A 26,274-nucleotide genomic window follows, 5' to 3' on the forward strand; every position below is an offset into this window, starting at 1 on the left:
GTGCGCGACGTGCTGGATAGCCTGACTAGGGAGCGAGCAGAGGAAAGGCTCACCATGTCAGACGCAGATACTGCAGCCAAGCAGCGGGGCATCATCACCACCCTCTTCCTTGATCATCCCGCAAGCGTAAACGAAAGCTATTTCGGCCACATGCGGTTTGCGCTGGGCTTTGCCTTCTGGCTTGGGGTTGCAGCTGTCGCCGCGTTGGTTCACGCTGTGGTTCCGGCACTGTGCGAAACCACGGCAAGCCGCATCCTCAAACGTCTTCATGCCCGGATTGAGAACCGCCACTGATGTGTCGGATCGCTGCCTATACCGGTCCCGCCATTCCACTGGAAAACATCATTATCCGACCCGAGCATTCGCTGCTGCAGCAAAGCCAGCACGCGAGCGAGGCGAAGCTGGCCGTGAATGGAGATGGATTTGGCATTGCCTGGTATGGCGAGGATGAGAAACCCGGTCTTTATCGTGATGTCCTGCCCGCCTGGGCCGATGACAACCTGACCAATCTTTGCCGCATGGTGCATGCCGAGCACTTCATCGCGCATATCCGCGCCTCGACCGTGGGCGAGACGAACCGCGCAAACTGTCATCCTTTCACGCATGGGCGCTGGTCGTTTTGCCATAACGGGCAAATCCCGCATTTTCGCGCGATCAGGCGGCGCCTGGCCGCCGCATTGCCCGATGACCTTTACGACGCAAGGCGCGGCACGACAGATAGTGAGATGGTGTTTCTGTTGCTCCTGTCGCATTGGCTCGATGCCGATCCGCTGGCCGCGATTGACGCAACACTGACTGAGATCGGACCCGCCGCCGAGGAGGGGCCCATCAAGCTGACATGTGTCTTCTCTGATGGCGAAACGCTCTACGGCTTTCGCTATGCATCCTCTGGTCCTGCGCCGACGCTTTATGCGTCCGGCGTGCTGGACAATGGCGGTCGCGCGCTTGCCTCTGAACCTTTGTGTGGGCGGGCACCGCATTGGACGCTCTTGCCGCAAAACACGTTATGTGCGCTGACCGCGACGGGGTTGAGCCAAACGCCTTTCAACGGCGAAGTGGATCAGGTGGCCTGATAAACCCACGCGCCCGCATCATTCAGCTCGCGGCGCACTTGATCCGTCTGATAGAGGTGATTGACATGCGCCACCGCCTCCACCAACGCGAGGCCGTATTCGCCGCCTGAGATCTCGCGCTTGAATAGCGGCGGAAAGCATTCTCCGGCGGTATGCGGTGTCTTCAGGAAATCCAGCAGACGCGCCAATGCGCCGTGATGATTGGCGATCATCTGTGTCAACCGTAGTGGCAGGCCGGTATAGGGCAGTTTGTGCCCACCAAGGACAAGCTGACCGTCGCGGGCGGAAGCCTGAAACATCGCACAGGACGCAAGCCACTCCGCCACCGGATCAGCCTCCGGTTCGGTTGGATAGACGCCCAGATTCGGGCTGATCGACGGCAAGAGCTGATCGCCACCGATGACAAGCGCGTCATCGCGACTCCAGAATGTAGCATGTTCCGGGGCATGGCCGTGACCCATGCAAATGTCCCAGACCCGGCCGCCCATTGTGATGGTCTGCCCGTCCTGCAGGCGTGTGTAACCCTGCGGCAGCGGATCCACGCAATCAGCAAAGTTGAACGGACGCTCTTCCTTGCGTTTGGCAAAAACCGCCGGGTCCATGCCAGCGCGGGTGTAGAATGTCAGCGCCTCGGGCGAGGGGGCGTCTTGTACATCAAGCGTAAGCATGCGCGCCATCAGCCAGCCGGTGCGCGGCATGCAGAGTTCCGCACCATTTTCAATGAACCAGCCTGCCAGCCCCACATGATCAGGATGATGGTGGGTGACAACAACGCGGGCCACTGGCTTACCTGCCAAGGGGCCGTTCAGGAGTGTCTGCCAGATGCCGCGTCCGCGTTTTGACGCAAAGCCGGTGTCGATGATCGTCCAACTGTCACCATCGTCCAGCGCGTAGACGTTCACATGATCCAGCGCCATGGGCAGCGGCAGCCGCATCCAAAAGATGCGTGACGCAACCTCCATCGCCTCGCCTTCCAATGGGGCTTCCGGGAAAGGGTACCGGATGCCGCCCTCCCCATCCGCCATCAGGCGGCCAGGTCTTCTGCGGTGATCGCCATCAGATCGTCGGCACCTTCGCGTGTATGGGCCAATAGCCCCACATGCTCTGGCAGCAGGCGCTTGATATAGAAGGTGGCGAGTTTCAGCCGCGCCTCATCGCCCTTCATCGCCGCCATCAGGTGCATATGGCCGCCCAGCACGCGCGCAAAGGCGCGCAAGTAGGGCACGGCACCGGCGAACCGGTCGTTCAGATTGTCCTGCGCCACCAGCCACTCGGTCGCTTCGCGCAATGTCTCTGCGGCTTGCCAAACAGCCTCCGCGAGTTCTGGATGCTTTGCCTTGGCGGCTTCGGCGCCTTGTTCGATTTCCTCAAGCAAGCGGAACGCGGCCTCACCACCATCCATCAGCTTGCGCGCGACGAGGTCCATGGCCTGAATGCCGTTGGTCCCTTCGTAAATGGCCGTCACGCGCACGTCGCGGGAGTATTGGGCGGCGCCGGTTTCCTCGATAAAGCCCATGCCGCCATGGATCTGAATGCCGGTGGCCGCCGATTCCATGCCGACATCCGTGCCGAAGGCCTTGCAGATGGGCGTCAGAAACGCGGCGCGGGCCTGCCATCCGGCATCGTCTGTGGCGGTTGCCATATCGATGGCTACGGCATTCATCAGGGAGATGGCGCGTGCGGTGAAAACCTCGGCCTTCATCGTCGTCAGCATGCGGCGCACGTCGGCATGTTCGATGATCGAGCCGGTGCCGGGCGCCTTGCCCTGTTTGCGGTCCTGCGCGTAGGCGAGCGCATGCTGCATCGCGGCCTCGGCCACACCGATTCCCTGCACGCCGACACCCAGACGGGCATTGTTCATCATCGTGAACATCGCAGCCATACCGCCATGTTCCGGGCCAACGAGCCACCCCTTGGCGCCCGCATATTCCATCACGGCAGTGGGTGAGCCATGCAGGCCCATCTTATGCTCAAGGCTGACCACACGCAGATCGTTCTTTGCGCCCGGATTGCCATCGGTGTCAGGGATGAACTTGGGCACCATGAAAAGGCTGATACCCTTCGTGCCGGGCACACCGTCGGGCAGACGGGCGAGCACCAGATGGCAGATATTCTCGGTAAAGTCATTGTCGGCCCAAGAGATGTAAATCTTCTGCCCCGTGATCGCGTAAGAGCCGTCACCATTCGGTTCGGCCTTGGATCGCAACGCACCAACATCCGACCCGGCCTGCGGCTCGGTCAGGTTCATCGTGCCGGACCACTCACCGGAAATGAGCTTCGGCAGATAGGTCGCCTTGATCTCGTCCGAGGCGTGATGTTCCAGCGCCTCGATCTGGCCCTGCGTCATCAACGGGTTCAGTTGTAGCGACAGACAAGCGCTTGCGATCATCTCATTCACGCTGGTTGTCAGCGTCATGGGCAGGCCCATGCCGCCATTGTCGGGATGCGCCGCCATGCCGACCCAGCCGCCCTCTGCAATGGCGCGGTAGCCATCGGCAAAACCAGGCGAAGTGCGCACAACGCCGTTTTCCAGATGCGCAGGGTGCAGGTCGCCCGCGCGATTGAGCGGTGCCAGCACCTCTTCACACATCTTGCCCGCTTCCGTCAGAATCGCATCGACCATATCGGGTGTCGCTTCGGCAAAACGTTCGGTTGCGGCGACATCCGAAAAGCCCACAACATGATCCATCAAAAAGCGGAAATCGCTTACCGGGGCACGATAGGGCATTGTCATCTCTCCAAATTTTGCAACAGCTTGGCAAAGACCACGCGTGAGTCTATGCATCGCAAACTTAGCGCTAACCTAAACCAGCACTCTGCCCCATCAACCAAAACGCCACGTCATGAGCCAAGCGACATTGCGCATCCTTTCGCCCGACGAGGCTGGTTTGTCCGAGGCCGTTGGAATCTTGCAGCAAGGTGGTCTGGTTTCTTTCCCCACCGAGACGGTCTATGGCCTAGGTGCAGATGCGCGGAATGACCGGGCGGTGGCAGGCATTTTTGCGGCCAAGGGGCGGCCCAGTTTCAACCCGCTGATCGTGCATGTGGCCGACCTCGAAACGGCCGCAAAGTACGTCGATTTCAACGATACGGCAGAGCGTTTGGCGGCAAACTTTTGGCCCGGTCCGCTAACCCTCGTTTTACCCTTGCGCACGGATGAGGGTATCTCAAAGCTGGTGACGGCGGGGTTGGACAGTCTCGCAGTGCGCGTGCCTGATCATAGTCTGGCTCAAGGCTTGCTGAGGCGTTTTGCCGGGCCGGTTGCGGCGCCTTCGGCTAATCCATCGGGTCGGGTCAGCCCGACCAGTGCAGCCCATGTGATAGCCGGGCTTGGCAATGAAATTGACGCGGTTGTTGATGGCGGCGATTGTCGCGTTGGGTTGGAATCCACAATTGTGTCCTGCATCGGCGCCCCGGCCCTCTTGCGCGCAGGTGGGATTCCAGCAGAGCGCATCGAGGATTGTCTTGGCGCGCTGTTGCGGCTTCCTGACGACCCGCAGACGCCGATGGCGCCCGGCCAGCTCGCCTCGCATTATGCGCCCGCTGGCAGCGTCCGTTTGAACGCAAATGCAGCGCAAGACGGTGAGTTCTTACTCGGTTTCGGACCCGTAGAGGCCGACCTCAATCTCTCGCCTTCGGGTGACCTGACAGAAGCGGCGGCGCGGCTTTTTGCCTGCCTGCATGCGCTTGATAAGGTGGGTGCCACTGCCATCGCCGTGTCACCCATTCCCCATCACGGTCTGGGCCGTGCGATCAATGACCGCCTGAGGCGCGCTGCAGCACCGCGCGGCTAGCGACTGGTCCGGCGGGATCTTAACGCTAGGTCACTGCGCAGAAGCCATTGGAAAACCGAAAATCAGTGGGGCGTGAAACGTCATGAGATGCCGTAAGTTCGCATTTGTCGCCTTGTTGGCGATCACGCTACCGGCATTTCTGGCAGCACAAGGCCGACCCGCAGGCGTACAGACCGATCTGGTTGAAATGGCCGAGATGACAGAAACCGTGACGGTCTTTGGCCAGATCGTCGCGGTGCGCGAAAGTGATGTGGCCACGCGGGTTGCGGGCATCGTGAACGAGGTGCCGGTCCAGATCGGCTCCGGCGTTGCGGCGGGCGACGTGCTCGCGCGCATGGACACCTCCCGGCTTGAGATCGAACTGCGCAGTGCCGAGGCGGAATTGGCCATCGCCACCGCCGGGCTTGAAGTGGCGCAGGCTCAAGCGGATCGCGCGCAGACCGCCTTTGCACGGGCTGAGGAACTGGTCGCCAATGCCTCAATCTCCACCGCGCAATTTGATGACCGGGCGAGCGATTTGGCTGCGGCCCTTGGCGGACTTTCCGAGGCGCAGGCGCGGATCCGCGCCGCTGACAACGCGATTGAACTGGCGCGCTACAATTTCGACAACGCAATTGTCCGGGCACCGTTTGACGGCATCGTGTTGGACGTCGCGACGCAAGTGGGCCAGTTCGCTTCGTCAGGCAGTCAGGTAGCGACCTTGCTGGACACCGGATCGATGGAGGTAGAGGCCAATGTGCCTTCACGTTTCATCGCCGCATTGGAGCCGGGGCGCGATGTGATGGGCGAAAACGATGCAGGCACCGCGCTGACCATGACCTTGCGCGCGGTGTTGCCCACGGAGTTTTCCGAGACCCGCACCCGCCCCGTACGCTTTTCCCTGACGCAAGTGGATCCGTCCTTTGCAATCGGCCAGCCGGTGACCTTGGATGTCCCCATCGGGGCCGCCCGCGAAGTTGTGGTCGTGCCGAAAGATGCGCTGGTACAAGCGCGCGGGGGCTGGACCGCGTTTGTCAACGAAGAGGGCAAGGCGGCGCCGCGCACAGTCACGATCGGAGCGGCCATCGGTGACACGTTCGAAGTCGTCTCGGGGCTTGCGCCGGGGGACGAGGTGGTCGTGCGCGGCAATGAGCGTTTGCGCCCCGGGCAGGATATCATGCCGATGAACGGCCCGCCCCCCGCCGCCGCGCAGGCCGGCACCGCCCCGGCAGAGGAAGGGTAGATCATGAACCCGATCCGCCTTTCGATTGAGCGCCCCATCGCGGTCATGGCCATCGTGGTGATGGCGGTTCTGTTCGGCGTTCTGGCGCTTACGCGAATCCCGGTGCAGCTCGCACCCGACGTGCGCAAACCCATCGTTGTCGTCGAAACATCCTGGCCCGGCGCCGCGCCCGCCGAGGTCGAACGCGAGATCGTGAACCCGCAAGAGGATGCGTTTCGCGGCCTTGAGGGGCTGGAACGGATGACGAGCCGGTCGCGGACGGGTCAGGCTGAGGTTACGCTGGAATTCGCCGTTGGCTCTGACATGGGCGATGTACTTTTGCTGGTCTCAAACCGGCTTGACCGGGTCGGTGGCTATCCTGACGAGGCGGGTGAGCCGACGCTGAATACAGCAGGTGCCGATGACAGCCCGATTGCCTGGGTTATCGTCAGCGCGGGTGAGGGCAATCTGACTCCGATGCCAAATTACGGCGACTTTCTGGAAGATGAGGTCAAAGAGCGACTGGAGAGGATCGACGGCATATCCACCGTCAACGTCTTTGGCGGCGTCTCACGCGAGTTGCAGATCGTCATCAACCCCGAGGAACTCGCCCGCTACAACATGACCATTCCGGCGGTTGTCCAAAGCTTGCGGTCAGAAAATGTCAGCGTTTCCGCTGGTGAGGTCGACGAGGGCAAGCGCCGTTATGTGGTCCGGGCCGAGGGGCGGCTCGATACGATCCAGTCCATCGAGGACGTCGTTCTGCGCAGTGAGGGGCAGGGTGCCGCGGGTATTCTGGGCCGCGTGCGTGTGTCGGACGTGGCCGATGTGGGCTTTGCCTACAAGGAAAACACCGCGCAATTGCGCTTTCGCGGTGAGCCTGCGCTGGCCTTCAACCTGATCCGCGAACAAGGCGCGAACGTGATCTCGACCATGGAAGAGGTCAAAACGGTTTTGGCTGAGCTTGAGGCCGGGCCGATCACCCGCGAAAATCTTGTGCTGGAACAGGTGTATGACGAGACGATCTATATCGAAGGGGCCATCGATCTGGTCGTGCAGAACATCTGGATCGGTGGCCTTCTTGCCGCGCTCGTCCTCCTGATCTTCCTGCGCTCGCCGCGTGCAACGCTGGTGATCAGTCTGGCCATTCCGGTCTCCATCGTGGCGACATTTGTGGCGATGGCGGCGACGGGCCGGACGCTGAATGTGATCTCGCTCGCTGGCATCGCCTTTGCCATCGGGATGATCGTCGATGCGGCGATTGTGGTACTCGAAAACATCTGTCGCCTGCGCGAACGCGGCATGAACCGGCGCGATGCGGCCTATCACGGTGCGCGGCAGGTCTGGGGGGCGATCCTTGTCTCGGCCCTCACCACCGTGATGGTCTTCATCCCGATCCTGGTAATGGAGCTGGAGGCAGGGCAGCTTTTCCGTGATATCGCCGTCGCGATTTCGGTCTCGGTGCTCTTGTCGCTTCTCGTGGCGGTCACCGTGATCCCGGCGCTTTCAAGCCGCATTTTGGCGGGAGGTGAGGCCAAGACATTACGGCTGCCGATCATCGATCACTTCGCCCGCGCGTTCAGCTGGCTGGTCATGAAATATGTGCAGATGACAGTACGGTTTCGTGCGCTGGGCCTGCTTTTCGTTTCAGCCATCGCGACGAGCGCTGCCGTGGCCGCCTTCACGTTCCTGCCCAAGCTCGAATACCTGCCAGAGGGCAATCGCAATCTGGTCTTCGGCCTGATCATCCCGCCGCCGGGCTATAATCTTGAAACGACCGAGACCATCGCCCAGCGGATTGAAACCGTCGCACAGCCCATGTGGGAAGCGGCACCCGCCACCGAGACCGCGGAAGGTGCACCGGCGCTCGAAAGCTTTTTCTTCGTGGCGACGCCGGGCAACAGCTTTGTCGGTGCGGCAACGGTCGATGGTGACCGTGTCGCAGAGGTGATCCCGATCCTGTCGCGCCCGATCTTTTCCGAGCCGGGCACGTTTGGCTTCATGACCCAGCCGTCGCTTTTCGGGCGTGGCGTGGGTGGGGGCCGCACGATTGAGTTGAACATCACCGGTAATGAACTTGAAGAGATCCTCGGCGTTGCGGGGCAGGCCGCTGGCAATGTCGCGCGTCTTTTGCCACGATCTGAGGGGCATCAGTTCCGACCTATCCCTGGGCTGGAACTTGGCGCGCCAGAGGTGCGTCTGATCCCCGACCGGTTGCGGCTGGCAGATGCGGGGCTGACGACGCAAGCCCTTGCTGCGACGATTGACGCCTATAATGACGGGATCCGCGTGGCCGAGATCAGCGTGGGCAACCGGCGGATCGACCTGACGCTGAAAGGCGACGAGACGGTGCAATCGGCTTTGCGGACGCAGGATATCGGGTCCTTTCCGGTTGTGACACCGTCGGGGCAGATCATTCCCGCGTCGGAACTGGCCGAGGTCCGCGTCACCGCTGGACCCACGGAAATCCGCCATCTTGAGCGGCTCAGAACCGTGACGCTGGAAGTGCGCCCATCCGACGCTTTGCCATTGGAAGCGGCGGTGGAGTTGCTTGAAACGGAGGTGATCGCGCCGTTGGAAGAACAGGGCCTGCCGCCGGGTGTGCGGCTCTCGGTCTCAGGCACTGCTGATCAGTTGTCGCAAACCTGGAACGCGATCCAGATCAACCTGATAGTGGCGATGCTGATCGTATTCCTTGTCATGGCGATCCTGTTTGAGAGCTTTGTTTTGCCGCTGGTCGTCATGATCTCCGTCCCCGTTGCAGCGGCAGGCGGGGTGGGCGGTCTGGCGGTGCTGAATATGATCGGCACGCAGCCTTTGGACATGCTGACCTTATTGGGCTTTGTGATCCTCGTGGGGATCGTCGTGAATAACGCGATCCTGATCGTGCACCAATCGCTCTATCACCTGCGCGAAGAGGGGATGAGCCCCGTTGATGCCATCGAAGAAGCGACACGCAACCGGATCAGGCCGATTTTCATGTCTACGCTCACATCGGTTTTCGGGATGCTGCCGCTAGTGATCTTCCCCGGTGCGGGGTCGGAGCTTTATCGTGGTCTTGGTGCCGTGGTCGTGGGTGGCTTGTCGATGTCAGCGTTCTTGACGCTCCTGACCGTGCCACCACTATTGCGACTGGTGCTGACGCGTAAGCCAAGCGCCACGCGCGACTTGGACGCCCTGCCAGCAGAGTAAACCAGGCGCGCAACCCAATCAGCGTTCTTCGAAAAAACATGCACCTCCAGCGTAGGTCTGCGCCATCTCCCGCGTATGCGTGAGAGAAGATCAGGTTGGACCGCCCCCTATCGCGTGTCCGGCCTGCTTGGATTTGTTGCAGCCCAGAAGGGAGATGGAAGATGTGGTTTATCATAACGATGGCTCTGGCATGCTGGGCGAGCCTTGCGCGGGCAGAGCCGCCGCGCAATCCAAACCTCGCGAGTGACTGGGCGATGGGGCATGGGTCATCAGCTCAAGCCGCCTTTAGTGCCCGTCCGGGACCCACAGGCCAAGGCAGTGCGACGCTTGTCCCTTATGGTGCGGGTGTGAAAGGGACATCGCCGTGGCTGGTCGAGACGGGGCGTGGCGCGCTTTACGGGGCCAGCCTGACCCATCTTTTCCGGTATCGGACCGCGCCGGACTTAGCATTTGAGACGGGGTTTCAGCTGACGCGGGTTGGGTCGATCAGTTGGAATATCGTGGCACTTGCAGGGCAGGGCGGCCCGGATCTGATCATCGTTCCGCAACCGCTCGGATTGCGCCCTGCCGTACATCGCGGCAGCGCCTGTGCCGGGCAGGATCCAGCGCTGCTGGTGTTCGAAGATCGGGATGGTCCGTTACGCTGCCTCCGCCAGATCCGGTTTGATGCGCCAACAATCAGGCGGCTCTGCGGCGCGCGCGGCGAGATGGGCTATACCGCATCCAACGTTGTGCCGCTTTGGGACGGGAGCATCGCCGTTCCCGCGATTTTCCGGATCGGTGGCGCACGCGTCACTTATCTTGTCACGGCAAATCCGCGTTCAGGCAATCTGATCGCCTGCGTGCAAGTTGGTGCGGGCCGACCGACGAACAACATTCCCGTCGAAAGCCTCGGGGGCGGTCGAAGCGCGCTTTATGTAGCCACAGATGAGGCGCTGGTGCGGATTGATCAGACAGGTTCAACCATGACGCGCCGGTGGTCTGTGCCCATTGATCTTGCGGAGCGGACCGGGACCACCCCCACATTGGTTGGCTTTGGCAGAGACCGCTTCGTCGTGCTGGTCGAAGGTATTTGCGCTGTAACTGGCGTCTTTTCCGGTCGTATCGAGTGCAGCAACCGTGATGCATCGCGCCTGATCTGGGTGCGGCGTGACGGCGCGCGGCCAGAGGTGGGGGAGGTCAGGTTGCCCGGATTTATCCGCACCGCGGAAAATTCGCCCGCCACCGACGGCAGACAAGTTGTGATTGCTGATTATGGCGGCTATCGCGCCAACCCACGCGCGGGGGGCGTGGTCTCGCTGGCTTGGGATGGGCGGGGCTTTGCACCGGTTTGGCAAGCGCCGGATGTGCAGATGAATGGGGTTCTCACGATTTCGGGCGGCTCTGGTTTGGTCTATTCCAGTGGTCTCGATGCGTCCCGGCGGATCGTGGCGCGTGGGCTGATCATGCATGGCGAGAATGCAGGTGGGTTGGGATATGTCGCCCCGGTCGGTGCGCCGCGTCGGTTTCTGGATCGCGGGGTGAACACGGTAATCCTTTCAGGCCAGCGCGCGGTTTACAGTGTCGATGAAGGGCTGGTGCTTTTGCGTTGAACGCCGCGCGTCAAAGGTCAGGCAATGCTATAGCCGGTTTCCAGCCGCGTTTGTCAGTCGTCGTCAAAAAATGGCGTCATCTGCGCGACGATGACGCTGTTTTCGTTGAGCGCCCGCTGCATCAGCGTCTTTTCCTCGTCCGAGATGTCATGCCCCTCGGCCAGCCGTTCCTCAAGTGTGCCGTAACCCGACACATCCAAGGGGGCGAGGTCAGCCTGCTTGAGGATCGCCACCGTTTCGCGCACCGCCTCGGCCTCATCCACGCCGCTGGCATAGCACATCAGTGCGCCCCCAGTAGCCCCTTCAGGCAGGCCGTCACCGGCGTTCCGGCCCACCTGAACCAATAACGTAAAGATTTTTTGTTTGGATGCTTTCACGGACATAAAGGCGGCCTGCAGTTAGGGTCGCACCTGCATGCGGTGAACTATTCCATGTGTCAATGTCCACGCGCTACAGGGTTGGAACCGCCTCAAAATCTCGCGTTTGCGCACCGCTAAGCCACGCAATATCCAAGTACGCCGCGATGCCATGTAACGGCAAGTTCATTCTTTGGGAGATGCCCAAAAACTGATATGCGTCGAATGGGAGTGTCCAAAATGTCAATTCTTGAAAATGGTGATTTTGCGGATGGTTTGAACGGCTGGACTGTCCTTGGTACGGGGCCGACTGCGCCGACCTTTGATGCTGCAAATGGATGGGTTGTCTTCGGTACCGGTAACAACGATGTGCAGGATGGTGATAGACTACAGCAGCAGGTGAGCCTTGAACCGGGTACCGAATACACGCTGACCTTTACGATGCAGGAAGTTGGTCCTGCATTTGGTGGCTTCGGCTTAAACATCGAACTCATTGAGCTGAACCCCGACGGCAGTCTGGGTAATACAGAGTTCCTTGGGTTCGAATTTGCCTTCAATGGGGTCACGAACAACGTCAGCATTACATTTGTGTCGCCTTTCGAGGATGCGGTGCTGCAGTTTCGGGGCGGTTTTGGTTTTGGCGGCGTGAATTCGGCACTGGTCGTGGATGATTTTGTGTTGACCTGCTTTGGGCAGGGCACGTTGATCATGACACCGACAGGTGCAGCGCCCGTCGAAGCACTGCGAGCCGGTGATTGGGTCAACACGCTGGATGATGGGCCATGTCAGCTACGCTGGGTGGGTTCGCGCATGCTTGCGCCAAATGAGATACGCCAGCGACCTGAATGGACGCCTATCGTCATTTCCGCAGGCGCGCTCGGGGCTCAAAAACCCTCAACTGATCTGACACTTTCGCCATGTCATCGCATCTTGATCCGCGATGCAAAGGCGGAACTTCTTTTCGGCGAAAGCGAAGCATTGGTCCCCGCGAAATTCCTTGTCGATCAATTTGACGGGATCCTCAGAGCGACCGTTAACCAAGATATCTGCTATTATCACCTTCTGTTCGATGCGCATCAAATCCTGATTTCGAACGGTTTGCCTACCGAGAGCTTTCATCCCGCGCAGAGAACAGTTTCAAAATTTGATCGTGCAGCGCGGCGTGAAGTTTTTTCGCTCTTTCCGGATCTTTCAAAGCTGCCAACCGCACGGCGGGTGCTCAAGCGCTATGAGGCGGACGTTCTTTTGTCCGCCACATGATCCCGAAATGCGTCATGAAGGATCAGGCGTTTTCGTCCCAACGTGATCTGATAGCCCAGATCGTTGAAATAACCACGACGATCTGAAACGGGACGTAAACAGCAACCATCAGAAACACGATGCGCCAGAATAGGCTCAAGCCCATGGCCAGCGTAAGCGACACGATGGGCAGGAACAGTACGCCCAGGATCAGTGCGATGACACAGGTGTCAAAGGCAACTGGCGCCCAGGCTGCCCGGAATGACGGGTGCATGCCCGCCGCAATCCGCTTGCGCGCAAGAAAGCGGCTCAGGATCATCCTAGTCGCGCAAAAGCTCGTTGATGCCGGTCTTTGAGCGCGTTCTTTCGTCGACACGTTTGACGATCACCGCGCAATATAGGTTGATGTCGTTCTTGGACGGCATGGAGCCTGCGACGACCACCGAATAGGGCGGCACCTCGCCATACATGACCTCACCCGTTTCGCGGTCCACGATCTTGGTGGATTGGCCGATGAAGACGCCCATGCCGAGGACGGAACCTTCGCGAACGATGCAGCCCTCGACCACTTCAGAGCGGGCGCCGATAAAGCAGTTGTCTTCGATGATCGTTGGTCCGGCCTGCATTGGCTCGAGAACACCGCCGATGCCGACACCGCCAGAGAGATGCACGTTCTTGCCAATCTGCGCGCAGGAGCCAACGGTGGCCCATGTGTCGACCATCGTGCCTTCGTCCACGTAAGCCCCAAGGTTCACGAAGGATGGCATCAGCACGACGCCGGGGGCGATAAAGGCTGATTTACGGACCACGCAATTGGGCACAGCCCGAAAGCCAGCTGCGCGCCATTGATTGTCGCCCCAGCCCTTGAACTTGCTGTCGACCTTGTCCCACCAGCCACCCGCCTGCGGGCCGCCATCCTGCTGTTCCATGTCCTTGATGCGGAAGCCCAGCAGCACCGCCTTTTTGGCCCACTGGTTCACATGCCACGACCCGTCACCCTGCTTTTCGGCGACGCGCAGATCACCACTGTCGAGCGCGTTCAATGTGTCCTCGATCGCCTCACGTGTCTCACCTGTTGTGGCCGGAGTTATCGTATCGCGTGCCTCCCAAGCGGCTTCGATGGCGGTCTCAAGGGCTGCGTTCGACATGGGATTCTCCGGTCACATTCATTCGGATTGGCTATAAAGGCCGTGCCCATGTTCCGCAATCGTGAACCATGCCCATTGCATCTATGCCCGCATCACGAAATGTTAGCGGTAAACCATGACAGGACCCGATCGATGAAAGACGACCGCAAGCATCCCTTCCGCGACAGCCATCAGGACCGTGAGGCGGCCACGCATGCCGTCGACACGCCGCAAACGCGCGCGCCATCCTATCGGCTTGCCTTCGCGGATGAGGATTTCATGTGCCGCGAGGAATTGCGGCCGGTGCGGTTGCAACTGGAACTGCTCAAGCCTGAACTCTTGATGAATGAGGCCGGTATCAATTCGACCATCGTGCTTTTTGGTGGCGCACGGATTCCAGAGCCTGCGCATAAGAACAAGGCGCGGACAAAGACGCTGGCGGATCTGACCAAATACTACGATGAGGCGCGCAAATTCGCGCAGATCATGACCGCGAAGTCACTGGCCAAGGGCGGCAAGGACGATGTGATCGTCACCGGCGGTGGGCCGGGCGTGATGGAGGCGGGCAATCGTGGGGCGGAGGATGCGGGCGGCAAGTCCATCGGGCTCAACATCGTGCTGCCGCATGAACAATCGCCCAACCCTTATGTGACGCCGGAACTCTGCTTCAACTTCCACTATTTCGGCATCCGCAAGATGCATTTCCTGATGCGCGCCTCTGCAATCTGCGTCTTTCCCGGTGGGTTCGGCACGCTGGACGAACTATTCGAGTCCCTTACGCTGATCCAGACAGGCCGGATGGCGCAGGTCCCCTTCCTGCTGTTCGGTCGGGAGTTCTGGGACAAGATCATCAACTGGGATGCTCTGGCGGAGGCGGGCACGATCTCTCAAGATGATCTGAAGCTTTTCCGGTTCGTCGAAACCGCTGATGAGGCGGTGGCGGCTCTGGACAATTGGGAGGGTAAGGGCGTCAAGCGCGGTGCGATCCCGGGGCGATAGCTGACCCTTTCAAGACCGCCGGTCTTCGGGAACGTCCAGCGCCTGCATTGGCGGGTCGTCCGGGCTGCGGATCGCCTGAATGGCCGCTTGCGCCAGAAATTCACCTGCCGTGTTCACCTGTTCCGCGATTGTCAGAATGTCAGCCCGGAAAAGCTTTAGGAACGGTATCGCCTCTTTCGCAAAGACATCGATCTGCTGGCCCACCTGCGCGCCGTGCTGCTCAATCGCGGCGACGGCAGCCATCGCAGAGGAGGTTGAGGCGGTCACAACCGCGTCAATATCGGGCCGTTCTCGCAGTTTATCTTGCACAAAAGCCACAACTTCAGCCCCGGACGCGTCACTGGTGATTTCGTCAGCAATAAGGATCTCGGCACCATGAGGATCGACGCTTTCCCGAACACCAGAAATGATGTGTTGCGCGTAACTTTGCGTGCGTGGCGGCGCGATGATCAGGATTGACTTGCGACCGCGTGCGGCAAGCTTTTTGATCGCGATCTGCCCAAATGCTTTATTGTCGAAGTCGTAATATGGATGCTGATCGGCCCAATTGCTGCGGCCATGGGTGGCAAAGGGAAAATTGCGTTCCATCAGATAGGCGACGCGCGGATCGTCGGGCTGGACCTGGTTCATGATGATCGCATCGGCGGAGCCTGTTTCGACGATATAGCGTACGGGTACCATCGGGTCCTGATCCGGAAAAAACGGCGTCACGACCAGATGAAAAGGCGTGTGCCGCAATCCACCTGCGACCGAGGTGATCAGGCGGGCCGTATGGCCCATGAAATCATGCTCGGTCGATATCACAAGGCTAACGACATTCGTGCGGCCCGTGCGGAGCCTGACGCCAGCCCGATTGGGCACATAGCCGATATCGGTTGCGATTTGGCGGATCAGCTTTTTTGTGTCGGTGCCGATATCGGGCGCATCATTCAGCGCCCGCGACACTGTTGGCACGGCAAGACCGCTGAGGCGGGCAATCGTCTTGAGCGTCGGCTTTTCGTTGGCCGCAGTTCTGGACGGCTTGCTGTTGTCGATTTTGTCTTGCGACATGCTTCGTCTTTCTGGCGGTGGCGCATTGACAGGATCGACGCGCTGCTTTCGGCTCTATCACGCAATTCCCGTCGGGATGCTAGTCCTTAGCTTGACTCTGCGAATTTTGTATTGATGCGTCAATCTAAATCGTTATAGGTCGAACTATAACGATTTCGGATCTGGGTAGTGACGCGCCGCACTGTCGCGGGCAGCGCGCCGAATTTGTCTAAAGGACACTGACCATGCGGATATCCTATCAACTCTATTGTTCCCGCAATTTCCCGCCGTTGAATCACACTTTGCGCATGCTGGCAAAGGCAGGCTTTACCGAGGTTGAGGGTTATGCCGGGCTGTTCACGGACATGGACGGGCTGAAGGCTGCGCTGGATGTCAACGATCTGCAGATGACAAGTTGCCATATGGGGCTGGATATGATCGCCGGTGCCCTTGATGACGCATTACGGATCGCCAAAGCCTTGGGCGTGCAAAAGGTGTTTGTGCCTTACATCGATGCCGAGGATCGCCCGCGCGACACCGCCAGTTGGGCCGCCTTTGGCAAGCGCTTGGCCGAGGCGGGCAAACCGTTCATGGATGCGGGGCTGATCTTTGGATGGCACAATCACGCCTTTGAGTTCGATGTGACAAGTAGTGGGGATATCCCGCTTGATCTGATTGCCGCTGCGTCGGACGACCTGATGTTGGAGCTTGATTTGGGCTGGGTTCGTGTGGCTGGCCACGATCCGGTCGCCTGGATCAACAAATACGCGGGCCGGATCGCGTCGGTGCATGTTAAGGATATCGCTGCTGACGGCGCATGCGCCGATGAAGATGGCTGGGCCGATGTGGGACATGGCATCATGGACTGGCCAGCCATCCATGAAGCGCTGCAAGGCGCCGGCGTCGATCACTACGTAATCGAACACGACAACCCAAATGATGACAATCGCTTTGCGACGCGCAGTCTTGCATCGGTCAAAGCATTCGAAGGACAGCATTCATGACACAATTACGCGTCGGCATTATCGGCTGCGGCAATATCTCAACGACATATCTGTCATTGGCGCCGCTTTTCAGATTGCTTCGCATGGTTGCGGTGGCTGACCTCAACATGGACGCCGCTAATTTCCGTGCCGCGCAATATGGTGTGCGGGCCGAGACGGTTGCCGATCTGCTTGCCGCAAAAGACATTGACATAATCGTCAATCTGACAATCCCGGTCGTGCATTTTGAGGTGACAAGGCAGATCCTGCAAGCGGGCAAACATGCTTATTCCGAGAAGCCGCTGGTTCTTGATTTGTCCGAGGCGGAAGAACTGCGCGCCCTAGCCGCAGCACGGAACCTTCGCGTGGGCGTCGCACCGGATACATTTCTGGGCGCCGCCCATCAGCAGGCCCGTGCAGCGATTGACAAGGGCCAGATTGGCAACGTGATTGGGGGCACCTGCCACGTGATGGACCGCGGGATGGAAAGCTGGCACCCGAACCCGGATTTCTTTTACCAACCGGGCGCTGGCCCGATCCTTGATATTGGTCCCTACTATGTCACCAACCTCATTCAGCTTTTGGGCCCGGTGAAGTCCGTCGCGTCATTGGCGACGGCGGCATTCAAAGAACGGCTCATCGGATCTGGTGATCGTGCGGGAGAGAAGGTGCCGGTCGCAACGCCGACAAACATCCATGCGCTGTTGCAGATGGCAAATGGCACCACGATCACCCTTGGTGCAAGCTGGGATGTCCAGGCGCATCGGCATACGCACATGGAGCTTTATGGCGAAGACGCGTCGCTGTTCCTGCCTGATCCCAACTTCTTTGGCGGGACCGTTGAAATCGGCACAGGCGACGGGAGTATCAAGCCTTTGCCTGATTGGAATCATCCGTTTGGGGTCAATAACCAGGACGACCGGGCCAATTATCGTTGTGCAGGTCTTGCAGACATGGCGACCGCGATTGTAGAGGGCCGCCCGCACCGCTGCAGTATCGATCTGGCCGTGCATGCCGTTGATGTCATGACGAGCATCTTGAAGGCGGGGGAGGAGCGGCGCTTTGTGGATCTGACCACGACCTGCGAACGTCCAGCGGCCCTTTCGCCAGACGAAGCGCGCGCCTTGCTGGCCTAACTTTCATACGGATATCGGTGCGTGTGCTCCGGAAACCGTTTACGAATGACGCACACTACCTTGGAGAACCTGTCTCCAAGATCCGATTAAAGCCCGGCCTCTTGTGCAATCTGTGCCCGGCTTTTGCGGGCCCGTTCGGTGGCAGATTTCAACTGCCCGCAGGCGGCCATGATGTCTTCCCCACGTGGCGTCCGAATGGGAGAGGCATAGCCCGCTTTGTAGATGATATCCGCAAAGGCCCGAATACGGTTGTTTGATGACCGCTTATAGGGCGCGCCCGGCCATTCATTGAATGGGATCAGATTGATCTTTGCCGGTATACCATCGATCAGCTTGATCAGGCGGCGCGCATCCTCATCCGTGTCATTCACGCCATCCAGCATCACGTATTCAAACGTGATCCGCTCTGAATTCGAGACTTTGGGATAGCTGCGCAAGGCATCGAGCAATTCTGCAATATTCCAGCGCTTGTTGATCGGCACCAGCTTGTCGCGTACGTCATCCGTCGTCGCGTGAAAGGATACAGCTAGCTGGCAGCCGATTTCTTCGGCCGTCCGCGCAATCTCAGGCACGACGCCAGAAGTCGACAGCGTGATCCGGCGACGTGAGAGTTGGATGCCATGCGAGTCCATCGCGATCTTCATCGCGTCGCGTACATTCTCAAAATTGTAGAGCGGCTCGCCCATACCCATCAGGACGATGTTGGACAAGAGCCGCGTTTCGTCCTTGGGTGCGCCCGGCACGGGCCATTCATCCAAATCATCACGCGCGATCATGACCTGGCCGATGATCTCTCCTGCGGTCAGGTTACGGACCAATTTCTGGGTGCCGGTATGGCAGAACGAACAGGTCAGCGTGCAGCCGACTTGGGACGAAATACACAAGGTCCCGCGATCCGTCTCGGGGATATAGACGACCTCCACCTCATGCCCGCCGGCGATGCGCACAAGATATTTGCGCGTCCCATCATCCGAGACTTTGCGCGTTACGACTTCAGGAACTTCGATGACGAAGTTCTCGGCCAGCATCGCACGATAGTCTTTGGCGAGGTTGGTCATTGCTGCGAAGTCGCGTACGCCCCAGTGGTAAATCCATTGCCAGATCTGCCCGACGCGCATTTTCGCCTGTTTTTCTGGTGTCCCGACACCAACCAACGCCTCGCGCATCGCGTCGCTCGTCATGCCCACAAGGTTTGGCAGCCCGTCCGGCAGCTGGCGCGGAAAGGTCATGACGTCCTGTGTGATCGGGGCGCTTGCAGGCATCGGGCGACTCATTTTTCTGGATCAGACTTGGCATATAAGAGGAAGGGCCGATTTTCGCAAGAAAACCGGCCCGTCATCATTCCCGCCTATCGCACGTGCCTAGCTCGTGCACCGTCTTTCGGCCTCTTCAACGGCTGCGGTAAAGCCCAGCAGGCTGAACGTGTCTTCGGTCTGCGTGCCGCGACCGGAGCGTCCGGTGATCACCGCATCCGCGCCCCGCTTCATTGCCGCGACAAATTTCACGTCGTCCTCTGGCGTTGCAGGCCATGCGGTTTCGCCTTCGGTGAACATCTGGAAGGTCGTATCACCGACGGTCATCGACACGGTCGAGCCGCTGGCAAAAGGATAGCCACCGGTGAACATGACCTGGCCCGCCACATCTTCAGACGGCCGGTAAAACACGATCAAACGGATGTCGCCACGGCGCACTGTCACGACACTGCCGTCACGCGTATTCACCGTTTCCTTTGGGGCTGATACGGCCCAGCATTCGGTGGGATCGCTTTCGACAAATACGCTCCAGTCAGTGTTGGCGGCGATACGGTTGTCGCTTTCTTCCTGTGCGAATGCGGACCCGGCCACACACAACGCCAAAATCGCACCAAGGGTCCGGGAAGTCTTCAAAATCATTTTACAGCCTCCAAGCTGTCCTTGCCTCTGGATGCCTCGTTCAGCCCTGATGCATCTGACGACACCTTTTCGACTGGCGAGACGTGGTTCAACTCGATAGCGTGAAGCGTAGCAAAAAATTGCTGGCCGGGCAAAGCCCCGAAATACACATATCACGCGGGCAGGACGGCCCGGCTGGGCAAGGCAAAAAGCATGACAAATCCTGTCGATCTGGTTGAAATCTGGCGTGGCGATCTGCGCGAATGCGTGCATCAGGGGCATGCACTTGTCTGTGATGAAACCGGCCAGATTGTTGAGGCTTGGGGCGATCCGGAGACGCTGATCTATCCACGGTCGTCCTGCAAGATGGTGCAGGCCCTACCGCTTTTGGAAAGTGGGGCAGGAGCGCATCTGACCGATGAGCAATTGGCGCTGGCCTGCGCCTCGCATCAGGGGGCAGCGATCCATACGGACCGGGTCAGGGCATGGTTGCGCGATCTTGATCTTACGGATGATGCATTGCGTTGTGGTCCGCAGATGCCCAGCGACAAAGAGGCTCGCAATGCACTGATCCGTGCGAGCGATGCGCCATGTCAATTTCACAACAATTGCTCGGGCAAGCATGCGGGCTTTCTGACGCTGACAAAGCATCTGAATGCCGGCGCGGAGTACCATGAGATTGACCATCCCGTGCAGCAGGCCTGCAAGGCGGCCTTTGAGGATGTGTCGGGTGAGACGAGCCCAATGTTCGGTATCGATGGCTGCTCTGCCCCTAACCATGCCTGCACCTTGCACGGTCTTGCCCGCGCGATGGCGTTCTTTGCAAGCGCCAGTGAGCGGAGCGATACGCGCAGTCAGGCAGCCACCCGGCTCACCCAAGCGATGGTGGCGCATCCCGATCTTGTCGCGGGTGAGACGCGGGCTTGCACGGAGTTGATGCGGGCAATGGATGGACGCGTTGCAATCAAGACGGGGGCTGAGGGCGTGTTTATTGCCATTGTTCCTGAAAAACGTATGGGCGTTGCGCTCAAGATTGCGGATGGCGCAACGCGGGCGAGCGAATGTGCTATCGCGGCCATCCTTGTGAAACTGGGTGTCTTGGATGCCGATCATTCAGCCGCAAAGGCGCGCCTGAGCCCGCCTATTCAGAACCGGCGCGGCATTACGACGGGCCAAATTCGGCCGGTAGCAGCACTGGCCTGATGAAGGCAAACAAGCACCTGTTTCTCAGTGTGAGCGACGCAGTCGCCGACCTTTGGAAGCCAGAAGGTTTTGTCGAGCATCCCGTTTATCCCACTGGCTGGGAGGCGGCAAACCAGGCCTACCAGAAAAGTCTGATTTGCACCGATCTTGCGCCGCATATTGATCAGCTGGAAATGTCATTCTTTCCGAAAGATCGTGCGTTCCGTTTCGCGATCACACGCTCTGAGAATGTGTTCGGGATCAATGATTTGGTAGACCTCCCCGCTGTTGTGGGGGATTGGACGGATATGTGGCTGCACCAACCGTTCACCGAATATCAACTATGTGGGGGAACGCGGTGGGACCTTTTGTTGGGGCGTCAGCCATTTAGGCTGCGCCGGCACGACCTTCAGGATGTGGACAAGGCCGGCGAGAAGATCGTGCGGGCCTTTGCCAAAGATGCAAGCTACCTGTTTGGTGCCTTGCGCGGGGATTATCAGGGAAGGCGAGTTCTGGTCCGCGCATATGACATGCGGCGCTAACCCGAAGCCCTGCGACCCGTTGGCAGTGGCCCTTGTCGCGCCACGCCGCGGTTTTAGCTCCGCTATATGGCTCGTCACGATCATTCTCATTTCCGTCGCCTTTACCGTTTGATGGCGGGCAATTTTCATCCACCACCCGGGAAGAGCAGGATCGCTGTCGCACTTACCTACGGTGCGGTCTGCCACGTGATCTTTACCGCCGCCGTTTTGGCGATGATTGCCGCGATGTATTTCGGGATGAGCGCGAGTTTCGGGCAGGTGCCGCAGCCGTGGGCTTGGGTCGCCAACATCGCATTGATCGTGCAATTTCCGCTGGCCCATTCGTTTCTGTTGTCGAAAAGAGGGCGAATGATTCTTACCCGGTTTGCACCGGCAGGTCATGGACCAACCCTAGCGACCACGACATATGCAATCATCGCCTCGACACAGCTTTTGGTGCTGTTCACGCTCTGGACTCCAAGCGGGATCATCTGGTGGCAGGCAGAGGGTTCGGCCCTTGTCGTCTGGTCGGCGCTTTATGCGCTGGCATGGCTCATCCTGATCAAGGCCAGCTATGATGCCGGAGCCGAGGTGCAATCGGGTGCGCTGGGCTGGATGTCACTGCTACAAAAGATCAAACCGGTCTTTCCAGACATGCCGACCGTGGGCCTTTTCAGGCTGATCCGGCAGCCGATCTATGTGGCCTTTGCGCTGACACTCTGGACGGTGCCGGTCTGGACACCGGACCAGTTGGTGTTGGCAGTCAGCTATACAGCCTATTGTGTGCTGGCACCGCGGTTGAAAGAGCGGCGATTTACCCAAGCTTATGGTGAGCGCTTCACTGAATATCAGGCCCAGGTGCCCTACATGGTGCCACGTATGCGGCGACTCGTCGCGAGGCCACGCTTAGCGCGCCGTCGCTGATTGAGCAGCCATGTGATCGCGCAGCACCGATGCCTCAAATCCCCGCAAGGCGGGTGCGGCCATATCGCCGAAATCGCGGATCGCTTCGGTTAGTGATGGGAACAGTGACAAAAGCTCTTTGCGATGTGCGGCGTCAATTGCGGAAACGGCGTTCTGAGACAGAAAGAAGCTCTCGCACATCGCACCGTTTGCATAGATGATCTGGTGCGTGTCGCACATGATATGCACATAATGCATGCGCCCGCCCGCGCGCCGTGTCACGCCGGGCAAGCCGGCAAAGTGCTTTGCGGCGACTAACACCTCGGCCGAGCCGAACAGGAGCTCCGCACGCGCATCCTGGAGAAATAAGCGGTGTTCGGGCGAAAGGGTCAATTGGGTGGCGTTTCCGACCAAACCCGGTTCAAAGGTCACCGGCGCATGGTCCCCTGTGGCGGCGACATGCGCGCTGCCCACCCAGCGAACGGGTTGAAAGCCCGCATCACGTGTTCGGATCAAGTCACCCGGAGAGATATCCTTGGCTGCAACAGGTCCTGATCGCGTCTCAATCAGTGTTGCGGCCTCAAAACAGGGAATAAAGTCGGTATAGGGCGAGGTGCCATCATTGTCGCCGCCGATCTTGACGTAGGACACGCCGTCAACAAGTTCCTGGCTTGACGAAAAGCCCCACACATCCTGTGTGACACCGCCCTGAGAAAAGACCGTCAGTTCAATGGTGGGGCCGGTCTGATTGCCCATCGCATCAAGTGCGCGGATCAGGATTGTCGATTCCGCTTCAACATTCTGGCCGTTGGCCACGATCCCGCCACCATCGGTGACCACGTGATCCGTTGGCTCATCATCGTTGAAGAACAGGTTGTTATCTTCGGGAATGTTATCGGAGAAAAAACCAGCATCGTCGATGGTCACAGTTGTGCCACCGCCGGCGGAATAGACAAAAACTGTCCCGTCCGGTGTGTCGGAATTGTTGATGATCCCGTTTCCGACGAGCCCTGCACTGCTGCTTGAGGTGACAACAAGGCTGTCACTGTCAATGGCGAAGAAAGTGCGCAGAACCATGAAAAGAACCGTCTGTTGATCGTGTTTGTCCGCGCAAACTAGTAGCACTTTTCTTCCGAATAAACCGTTGATTTCACAAACGTGACCTAAGGAGATGTGTCCATCTTGCGACAGTTGATCAAAACTGCCGAGCAAGGCACATATGGCGGGCTTGCCTCAAACGAAAGCTGGTCACATGCCATTCACACTTGCCACTTGGAACATCAATTCGGTCCGCCTGCGCGAAGAGCTTGTTTTGCGCTTGATGCGTGATGAGATGCCGGATGTGCTTTGTCTGCAGGAATGCAAAAGCCCGGTCGAGAAAATCCCGCTGACGCAGTTCCAGGCACTTGGCTATACGCACATGGTGGCGCGCGGCCAGAAAGGCTACAATGGCGTTGCGATCCTGTCAAAACTGCCATTGGAAGAGGTCGGGGCCGAAGACTATGCGGGGCTCGGTCATGCTCGCCATGTAGCGGCCCAGCTGCAGAATGGCGTCACAATTCATAATCATTATGTGCCTGCAGGCGGCGACGTCCCTGATCGGGACAAGAATGAGAAGTTTGGCCAGAAGCTCGATTATCTGACAGATATGCGCGACGCCTTCCATGCTGAGAAGCCGCAAAAATCCATTCTCGTTGGTGATCTGAATATTGCACCGCGCGAGGACGACGTTTGGAGCCACAAGCAGCTTTTGAAAGTCGTTAGCCATACACCGATTGAGGTTGATCATCTGGCGCAGGTGATGGACGCGGGCGAATGGAGCGATGTGACCCGGACGGATATTCCCGAAGGCCAGCTTTATAGCTGGTGGTCATATCGCTCACCCAATTGGGATGTATCCGATAAGGGTCGCAGGCTTGATCATATCTGGGCGACACCGGATATCCGGCAGGCGGCACATTCCAGCCGCGTCCTGCGCGAGGCGCGTGGATGGGAAAAACCGAGCGACCATGCGCCGGTTTTTGCGACCTTTGATCTTTAAGGCGTCCCTATGACCCAGATGATGAAAGCGCTGACTCAGCTGCATGATGGGTACTCAAACACGCAGACCGGTCCCAATATCGATGACCTGACCCCCTTCGTTGCGTTACGGGATGTGCCAGTGCCGACACCCGGTGACGGTCAGGCGCTGATCAAAGTGCATTTGGCCGCTGTGAACCCGTCTGACATCCACTTCATAAAGGGTGAATATGGTCAGCCTCGCGTGCAAGGAATGCCCGCCGGGTTCGAAGCGGTTGGTGAGGTTATTGCCGGAGACACTCCACTCATCGAGCAAAGGGTCAGCTTCTTTGCGAGTGCCTCTGGCGCATGGGCGGAATATGCGATGACGGATGCCGCACGGTTGGTGCCGTGCCGCCCCGATCTGGCCGAGGTTGATGCGGCGGGGCAATTGGTGAACCCGCTGACGGCCATTGCGATGTTCGATCTGGTCAAAGAGAGCGGCGCTGAAAGCTTTGTCTTGAATGCCGCGGGGTCACAACTGGGCAAGCTCCTGATCGCGTTGGGCCGCGATCAAGGTATAGCACCCATTGCGGTTGTGCGGCGTCCAGCACAGGCCGACATGCTGCGTGATTTAGGCGCGGTCGAGGTGATCGTGACCGGTGACGATGATCCGGTTTCTAAAGCGCGAAGTATCTTCAAAGCGCGCAAACCGCGTATCCTATTGGATGCGGTGGGCGATCAGGTCACGGCGGATTTGTTCTTTGCCATGCCCTCGCATGCGGTTTGGGTGAACTACGGCAAACTGGCGACCGAGGCGCCCAAGTTGACCCAGTTGGGGCAGATGATCTTTCAAAACAAGCGGATCGAAGGGTTCTGGCTGACGCGCTGGATGCAGAAGGTTGATCCAGCCCGCATTCCCGCGGCATTCGCTGAAATCCAGGAGCGTTTCGTCTCGGGTAAATGGTCTACCGATGTTGCCGGGATCGTGCCGTTGTCCGATGCGATGATCCAATTGCCACGGGTCCTCGCCCAGCGCGACGGCAAGGCATTCATCGATCCGAGACTTTAGACCTTACGTTCTATGACTTTCTGCGGTTAGTGCGCTCTCTCAGAGTGATCGCGATAGTCTTCCAGAAGATGCTCCAGATCGGCCAACTCTACCTGCAGATCATGGAAGATCTCGTATTTCTGATCCTCGGTCAATTCGCCACCATCGACGAGCGTTTGCTGGTTGACCTTGATGATATCCCAACGGGCCAAGAGGATATCAAGATCCTGTCGGATGATATCGTTGGGTGCCGCCTGCAGACCAGCCTCCGGCATGCCAAAGCGTAGAGCGTTGAGCGAGGTCTCAAAAATCTGCATGGTGGCCGCCAAATCCTCCTTGGCGGCTTCCGCGTGATAACCTGTCCAGACTTCACAGGAATCCTTGGCCATTTTCTGCGTCAGCATCAATTGCCGACCTGCGATCTCAATCATCATCGCATCAGCGCTTGTCATCTCGTAAGGGTGTGCGTAGCGGCCAACAATGTCAGATGACAGGATCGTCGTCAGCTCAAGAAGTTTGAGATTGTGATCGTCAATGATATGCGCGCTTTCGACATCATCGTCGTCAGCAATGACCTTATCGACGGCACCATGAATGGCGCTCCATTCGGCAAGCACATGGTCCAGATCGCGCACGATGCGCGCATTTTTTTCTGGGCCAAGGATATGCAGCGCATCGTCGCCGTCGCGCAGGGCCGCGATATAGCGGTCAAAATCGGCAGTCGCCTGCGCGAGTACATCATGCGCTTCTTCGACGTCGACGCCTGACGTCACAGCGCAGGATGAGGCCGCGACTTGCTGCGTTAAGGTGCGAAGCTTGCCTGCCAGCAAAATGCGGTCCGCACCATCAGATTCGATTTCGTAGTTTACAATCTCAGAGGGCGGGGCCTCCGGTACCTGCTCCGCTTGCAGTGGTGTACACAGCAATCCAAGCCATATGAAACTCGAGACTTTGGCCCCAAAAAGCTGGCCAGGCGAGCGGGTAGAACGCAACATAAACAACAACTCACTACTCCGATACAGCAGCA

At 58.9% G+C, this 26,274-nt stretch carries 25 protein-coding genes; 15 read left to right on the plus strand and 10 right to left on the minus strand.

Annotated elements, in window-relative coordinates; genetic code table 11:
* The first annotated feature begins 54 nt into the window (after window positions 1–54).
* The gene (locus tag SLH49_RS01800; RefSeq protein ID WP_320267459.1) at window positions 55–294 is read left to right on the plus strand and encodes a DUF6356 family protein; all 240 of its coding nucleotides are present in this window, start codon (window positions 55–57) and stop codon (window positions 292–294) included.
* Window positions 294–1,073 carry a class II glutamine amidotransferase gene (locus SLH49_RS01805; protein ID WP_320267460.1) on the plus strand — a complete coding sequence of 260 codons (780 nt, stop codon included), beginning with the start codon at window positions 294–296 and terminating at the stop codon, window positions 1,071–1,073. Before SLH49_RS01800 ends, SLH49_RS01805 begins: the two co-directional genes overlap by 1 nt.
* On the opposite strand, the gene SLH49_RS01810 is transcribed toward SLH49_RS01805, so the two are convergent.
* Both SLH49_RS01810 and SLH49_RS01815 read right to left on the minus strand, forming a co-directional pair.
* Complete coding sequence (locus SLH49_RS01810; RefSeq protein ID WP_320267461.1) at window positions 1,061–2,098, minus strand: MBL fold metallo-hydrolase; 1,038 nt, start codon at window positions 2,096–2,098, stop codon at window positions 1,061–1,063. The genes SLH49_RS01805 and SLH49_RS01810 overlap by 13 nt on opposite strands.
* Window positions 2,098–3,801 carry an acyl-CoA dehydrogenase gene (locus SLH49_RS01815; protein WP_320267462.1) on the minus strand — a complete coding sequence of 568 codons (1,704 nt, stop codon included), beginning with the start codon at window positions 3,799–3,801 and terminating at the stop codon, window positions 2,098–2,100. Before SLH49_RS01815 ends, SLH49_RS01810 begins: the two co-directional genes overlap by 1 nt.
* A gap of 115 nt (window positions 3,802–3,916) precedes the next feature.
* Between SLH49_RS01815 and SLH49_RS01820 the strand changes: the two genes are divergently transcribed.
* The 4 genes from SLH49_RS01820 to SLH49_RS01835 all read left to right on the plus strand — a co-directional run bounded on the left by SLH49_RS01820 (window position 3,917) and on the right by SLH49_RS01835 (window position 10,852).
* The gene (locus SLH49_RS01820) at window positions 3,917–4,867 is read left to right on the plus strand and encodes an L-threonylcarbamoyladenylate synthase (protein ID WP_320267463.1); all 951 of its coding nucleotides are present in this window, start codon (window positions 3,917–3,919) and stop codon (window positions 4,865–4,867) included.
* Between the two features lie 82 nt (window positions 4,868–4,949).
* Complete coding sequence (locus SLH49_RS01825) at window positions 4,950–6,089, plus strand: efflux RND transporter periplasmic adaptor subunit (RefSeq protein ID WP_320267464.1); 1,140 nt, start codon at window positions 4,950–4,952, stop codon at window positions 6,087–6,089.
* A 3-nt stretch (window positions 6,090–6,092) separates the two neighbouring features.
* Entirely contained in the window at window positions 6,093–9,260 is a 3,168-nt protein-coding gene (locus SLH49_RS01830) for an efflux RND transporter permease subunit (RefSeq protein ID WP_320267465.1), read from the plus strand.
* Window positions 9,261–9,421: 161 nt separating this feature from the next.
* On the plus strand, window positions 9,422–10,852 hold the full coding sequence (locus tag SLH49_RS01835) for a hypothetical protein (RefSeq protein WP_320267466.1): 1,431 nt from the start codon (window positions 9,422–9,424) through the stop codon (window positions 10,850–10,852).
* Between the two features lie 53 nt (window positions 10,853–10,905).
* On the opposite strand, the gene SLH49_RS01840 is transcribed toward SLH49_RS01835, so the two are convergent.
* Window positions 10,906–11,235 carry a hypothetical protein gene (locus SLH49_RS01840; protein ID WP_320267467.1) on the minus strand — a complete coding sequence of 110 codons (330 nt, stop codon included), beginning with the start codon at window positions 11,233–11,235 and terminating at the stop codon, window positions 10,906–10,908.
* Window positions 11,236–11,448: 213 nt separating this feature from the next.
* Between SLH49_RS01840 and SLH49_RS01845 the strand changes: the two genes are divergently transcribed.
* The gene (locus SLH49_RS01845; protein WP_320267468.1) at window positions 11,449–12,468 is read left to right on the plus strand and encodes a Hint domain-containing protein; all 1,020 of its coding nucleotides are present in this window, start codon (window positions 11,449–11,451) and stop codon (window positions 12,466–12,468) included.
* A 22-nt stretch (window positions 12,469–12,490) separates the two neighbouring features.
* On the opposite strand, the gene SLH49_RS01850 is transcribed toward SLH49_RS01845, so the two are convergent.
* Complete coding sequence (locus SLH49_RS01850; RefSeq protein WP_320267469.1) at window positions 12,491–12,766, minus strand: hypothetical protein; 276 nt, start codon at window positions 12,764–12,766, stop codon at window positions 12,491–12,493.
* Between the two features lies 1 nt (window position 12,767).
* On the minus strand, window positions 12,768–13,595 hold the full coding sequence (gene dapD / locus SLH49_RS01855) for a 2,3,4,5-tetrahydropyridine-2,6-dicarboxylate N-succinyltransferase (protein WP_320267470.1): 828 nt from the start codon (window positions 13,593–13,595) through the stop codon (window positions 12,768–12,770).
* 132 nt (window positions 13,596–13,727) lie between these two features.
* Here dapD and SLH49_RS01860 point away from each other — a divergent pair, with 132 nt between their 5' ends.
* Window positions 13,728–14,573 (plus strand): TIGR00730 family Rossman fold protein, encoded by an 846-nt coding sequence (locus tag SLH49_RS01860; protein WP_320267471.1) that lies wholly within the window; start codon window positions 13,728–13,730, stop codon window positions 14,571–14,573.
* Window positions 14,574–14,582: 9 nt separating this feature from the next.
* On the opposite strand, the gene SLH49_RS01865 is transcribed toward SLH49_RS01860, so the two are convergent.
* Window positions 14,583–15,623 carry a LacI family transcriptional regulator gene (locus tag SLH49_RS01865; RefSeq protein WP_320267472.1) on the minus strand — a complete coding sequence of 347 codons (1,041 nt, stop codon included), beginning with the start codon at window positions 15,621–15,623 and terminating at the stop codon, window positions 14,583–14,585.
* A 224-nt stretch (window positions 15,624–15,847) separates the two neighbouring features.
* Between SLH49_RS01865 and SLH49_RS01870 the strand changes: the two genes are divergently transcribed.
* The gene (locus SLH49_RS01870) at window positions 15,848–16,606 is read left to right on the plus strand and encodes a sugar phosphate isomerase/epimerase (protein WP_320267473.1); all 759 of its coding nucleotides are present in this window, start codon (window positions 15,848–15,850) and stop codon (window positions 16,604–16,606) included.
* The gene (locus SLH49_RS01875; protein ID WP_320267474.1) at window positions 16,603–17,721 is read left to right on the plus strand and encodes a Gfo/Idh/MocA family oxidoreductase; all 1,119 of its coding nucleotides are present in this window, start codon (window positions 16,603–16,605) and stop codon (window positions 17,719–17,721) included. The genes SLH49_RS01870 and SLH49_RS01875 overlap by 4 nt, the downstream gene beginning before the upstream one ends.
* An 86-nt stretch (window positions 17,722–17,807) precedes the next feature.
* Here SLH49_RS01875 and rlmN read toward each other — a convergent pair whose 3' ends face one another.
* Window positions 17,808–18,983 (minus strand): 23S rRNA (adenine(2503)-C(2))-methyltransferase RlmN, encoded by a 1,176-nt coding sequence (gene rlmN / locus SLH49_RS01880; RefSeq protein WP_320267475.1) that lies wholly within the window; start codon window positions 18,981–18,983, stop codon window positions 17,808–17,810.
* A 99-nt stretch (window positions 18,984–19,082) separates the two neighbouring features.
* Window positions 19,083–19,613 (minus strand): invasion associated locus B family protein, encoded by a 531-nt coding sequence (locus SLH49_RS01885; protein WP_320267476.1) that lies wholly within the window; start codon window positions 19,611–19,613, stop codon window positions 19,083–19,085.
* A gap of 192 nt (window positions 19,614–19,805) precedes the next feature.
* Between SLH49_RS01885 and SLH49_RS01890 the strand changes: the two genes are divergently transcribed.
* From SLH49_RS01890 to SLH49_RS01900, 3 genes are all read left to right on the plus strand, one after another.
* Window positions 19,806–20,795 carry an asparaginase gene (locus SLH49_RS01890; RefSeq protein WP_320267477.1) on the plus strand — a complete coding sequence of 330 codons (990 nt, stop codon included), beginning with the start codon at window positions 19,806–19,808 and terminating at the stop codon, window positions 20,793–20,795.
* Window positions 20,795–21,316: a hypothetical protein gene (locus SLH49_RS01895; RefSeq protein WP_320267478.1), complete on the plus strand. Its 522-nt coding sequence runs from the start codon at window positions 20,795–20,797 to the stop codon at window positions 21,314–21,316. The genes SLH49_RS01890 and SLH49_RS01895 overlap by 1 nt, the downstream gene beginning before the upstream one ends.
* 66 nt (window positions 21,317–21,382) lie before the next feature.
* On the plus strand, window positions 21,383–22,219 hold the full coding sequence (locus SLH49_RS01900; RefSeq protein ID WP_413785260.1) for a methyltransferase family protein: 837 nt from the start codon (window positions 21,383–21,385) through the stop codon (window positions 22,217–22,219).
* On the opposite strand, the gene SLH49_RS01905 is transcribed toward SLH49_RS01900, so the two are convergent.
* Window positions 22,202–23,275, minus strand: a complete 1,074-nt coding sequence (locus tag SLH49_RS01905) for a Hint domain-containing protein (protein ID WP_320267479.1) — start codon at window positions 23,273–23,275, stop codon at window positions 22,202–22,204. The genes SLH49_RS01900 and SLH49_RS01905 overlap by 18 nt on opposite strands.
* A gap of 175 nt (window positions 23,276–23,450) precedes the next feature.
* Here SLH49_RS01905 and SLH49_RS01910 point away from each other — a divergent pair, with 175 nt between their 5' ends.
* Both SLH49_RS01910 and SLH49_RS01915 read left to right on the plus strand, forming a co-directional pair.
* Window positions 23,451–24,239, plus strand: a complete 789-nt coding sequence (locus SLH49_RS01910) for an exodeoxyribonuclease III (protein ID WP_320267480.1) — start codon at window positions 23,451–23,453, stop codon at window positions 24,237–24,239.
* 9 nt (window positions 24,240–24,248) lie between these two features.
* Window positions 24,249–25,268, plus strand: a complete 1,020-nt coding sequence (locus tag SLH49_RS01915) for a zinc-binding dehydrogenase (protein WP_320267481.1) — start codon at window positions 24,249–24,251, stop codon at window positions 25,266–25,268.
* Window positions 25,269–25,294: 26 nt separating this feature from the next.
* Here SLH49_RS01915 and SLH49_RS01920 read toward each other — a convergent pair whose 3' ends face one another.
* Window positions 25,295–26,242 (minus strand): type IV pili methyl-accepting chemotaxis transducer N-terminal domain-containing protein, encoded by a 948-nt coding sequence (locus SLH49_RS01920; RefSeq protein WP_320267482.1) that lies wholly within the window; start codon window positions 26,240–26,242, stop codon window positions 25,295–25,297.
* Window positions 26,243–26,274: the final 32 nt, after the last annotated feature.

It is taken from the genome of Cognatiyoonia sp. IB215446 (assembly GCF_033963825.1).
Lineage (GTDB): Bacteria > Pseudomonadota > Alphaproteobacteria > Rhodobacterales > Rhodobacteraceae > Yoonia.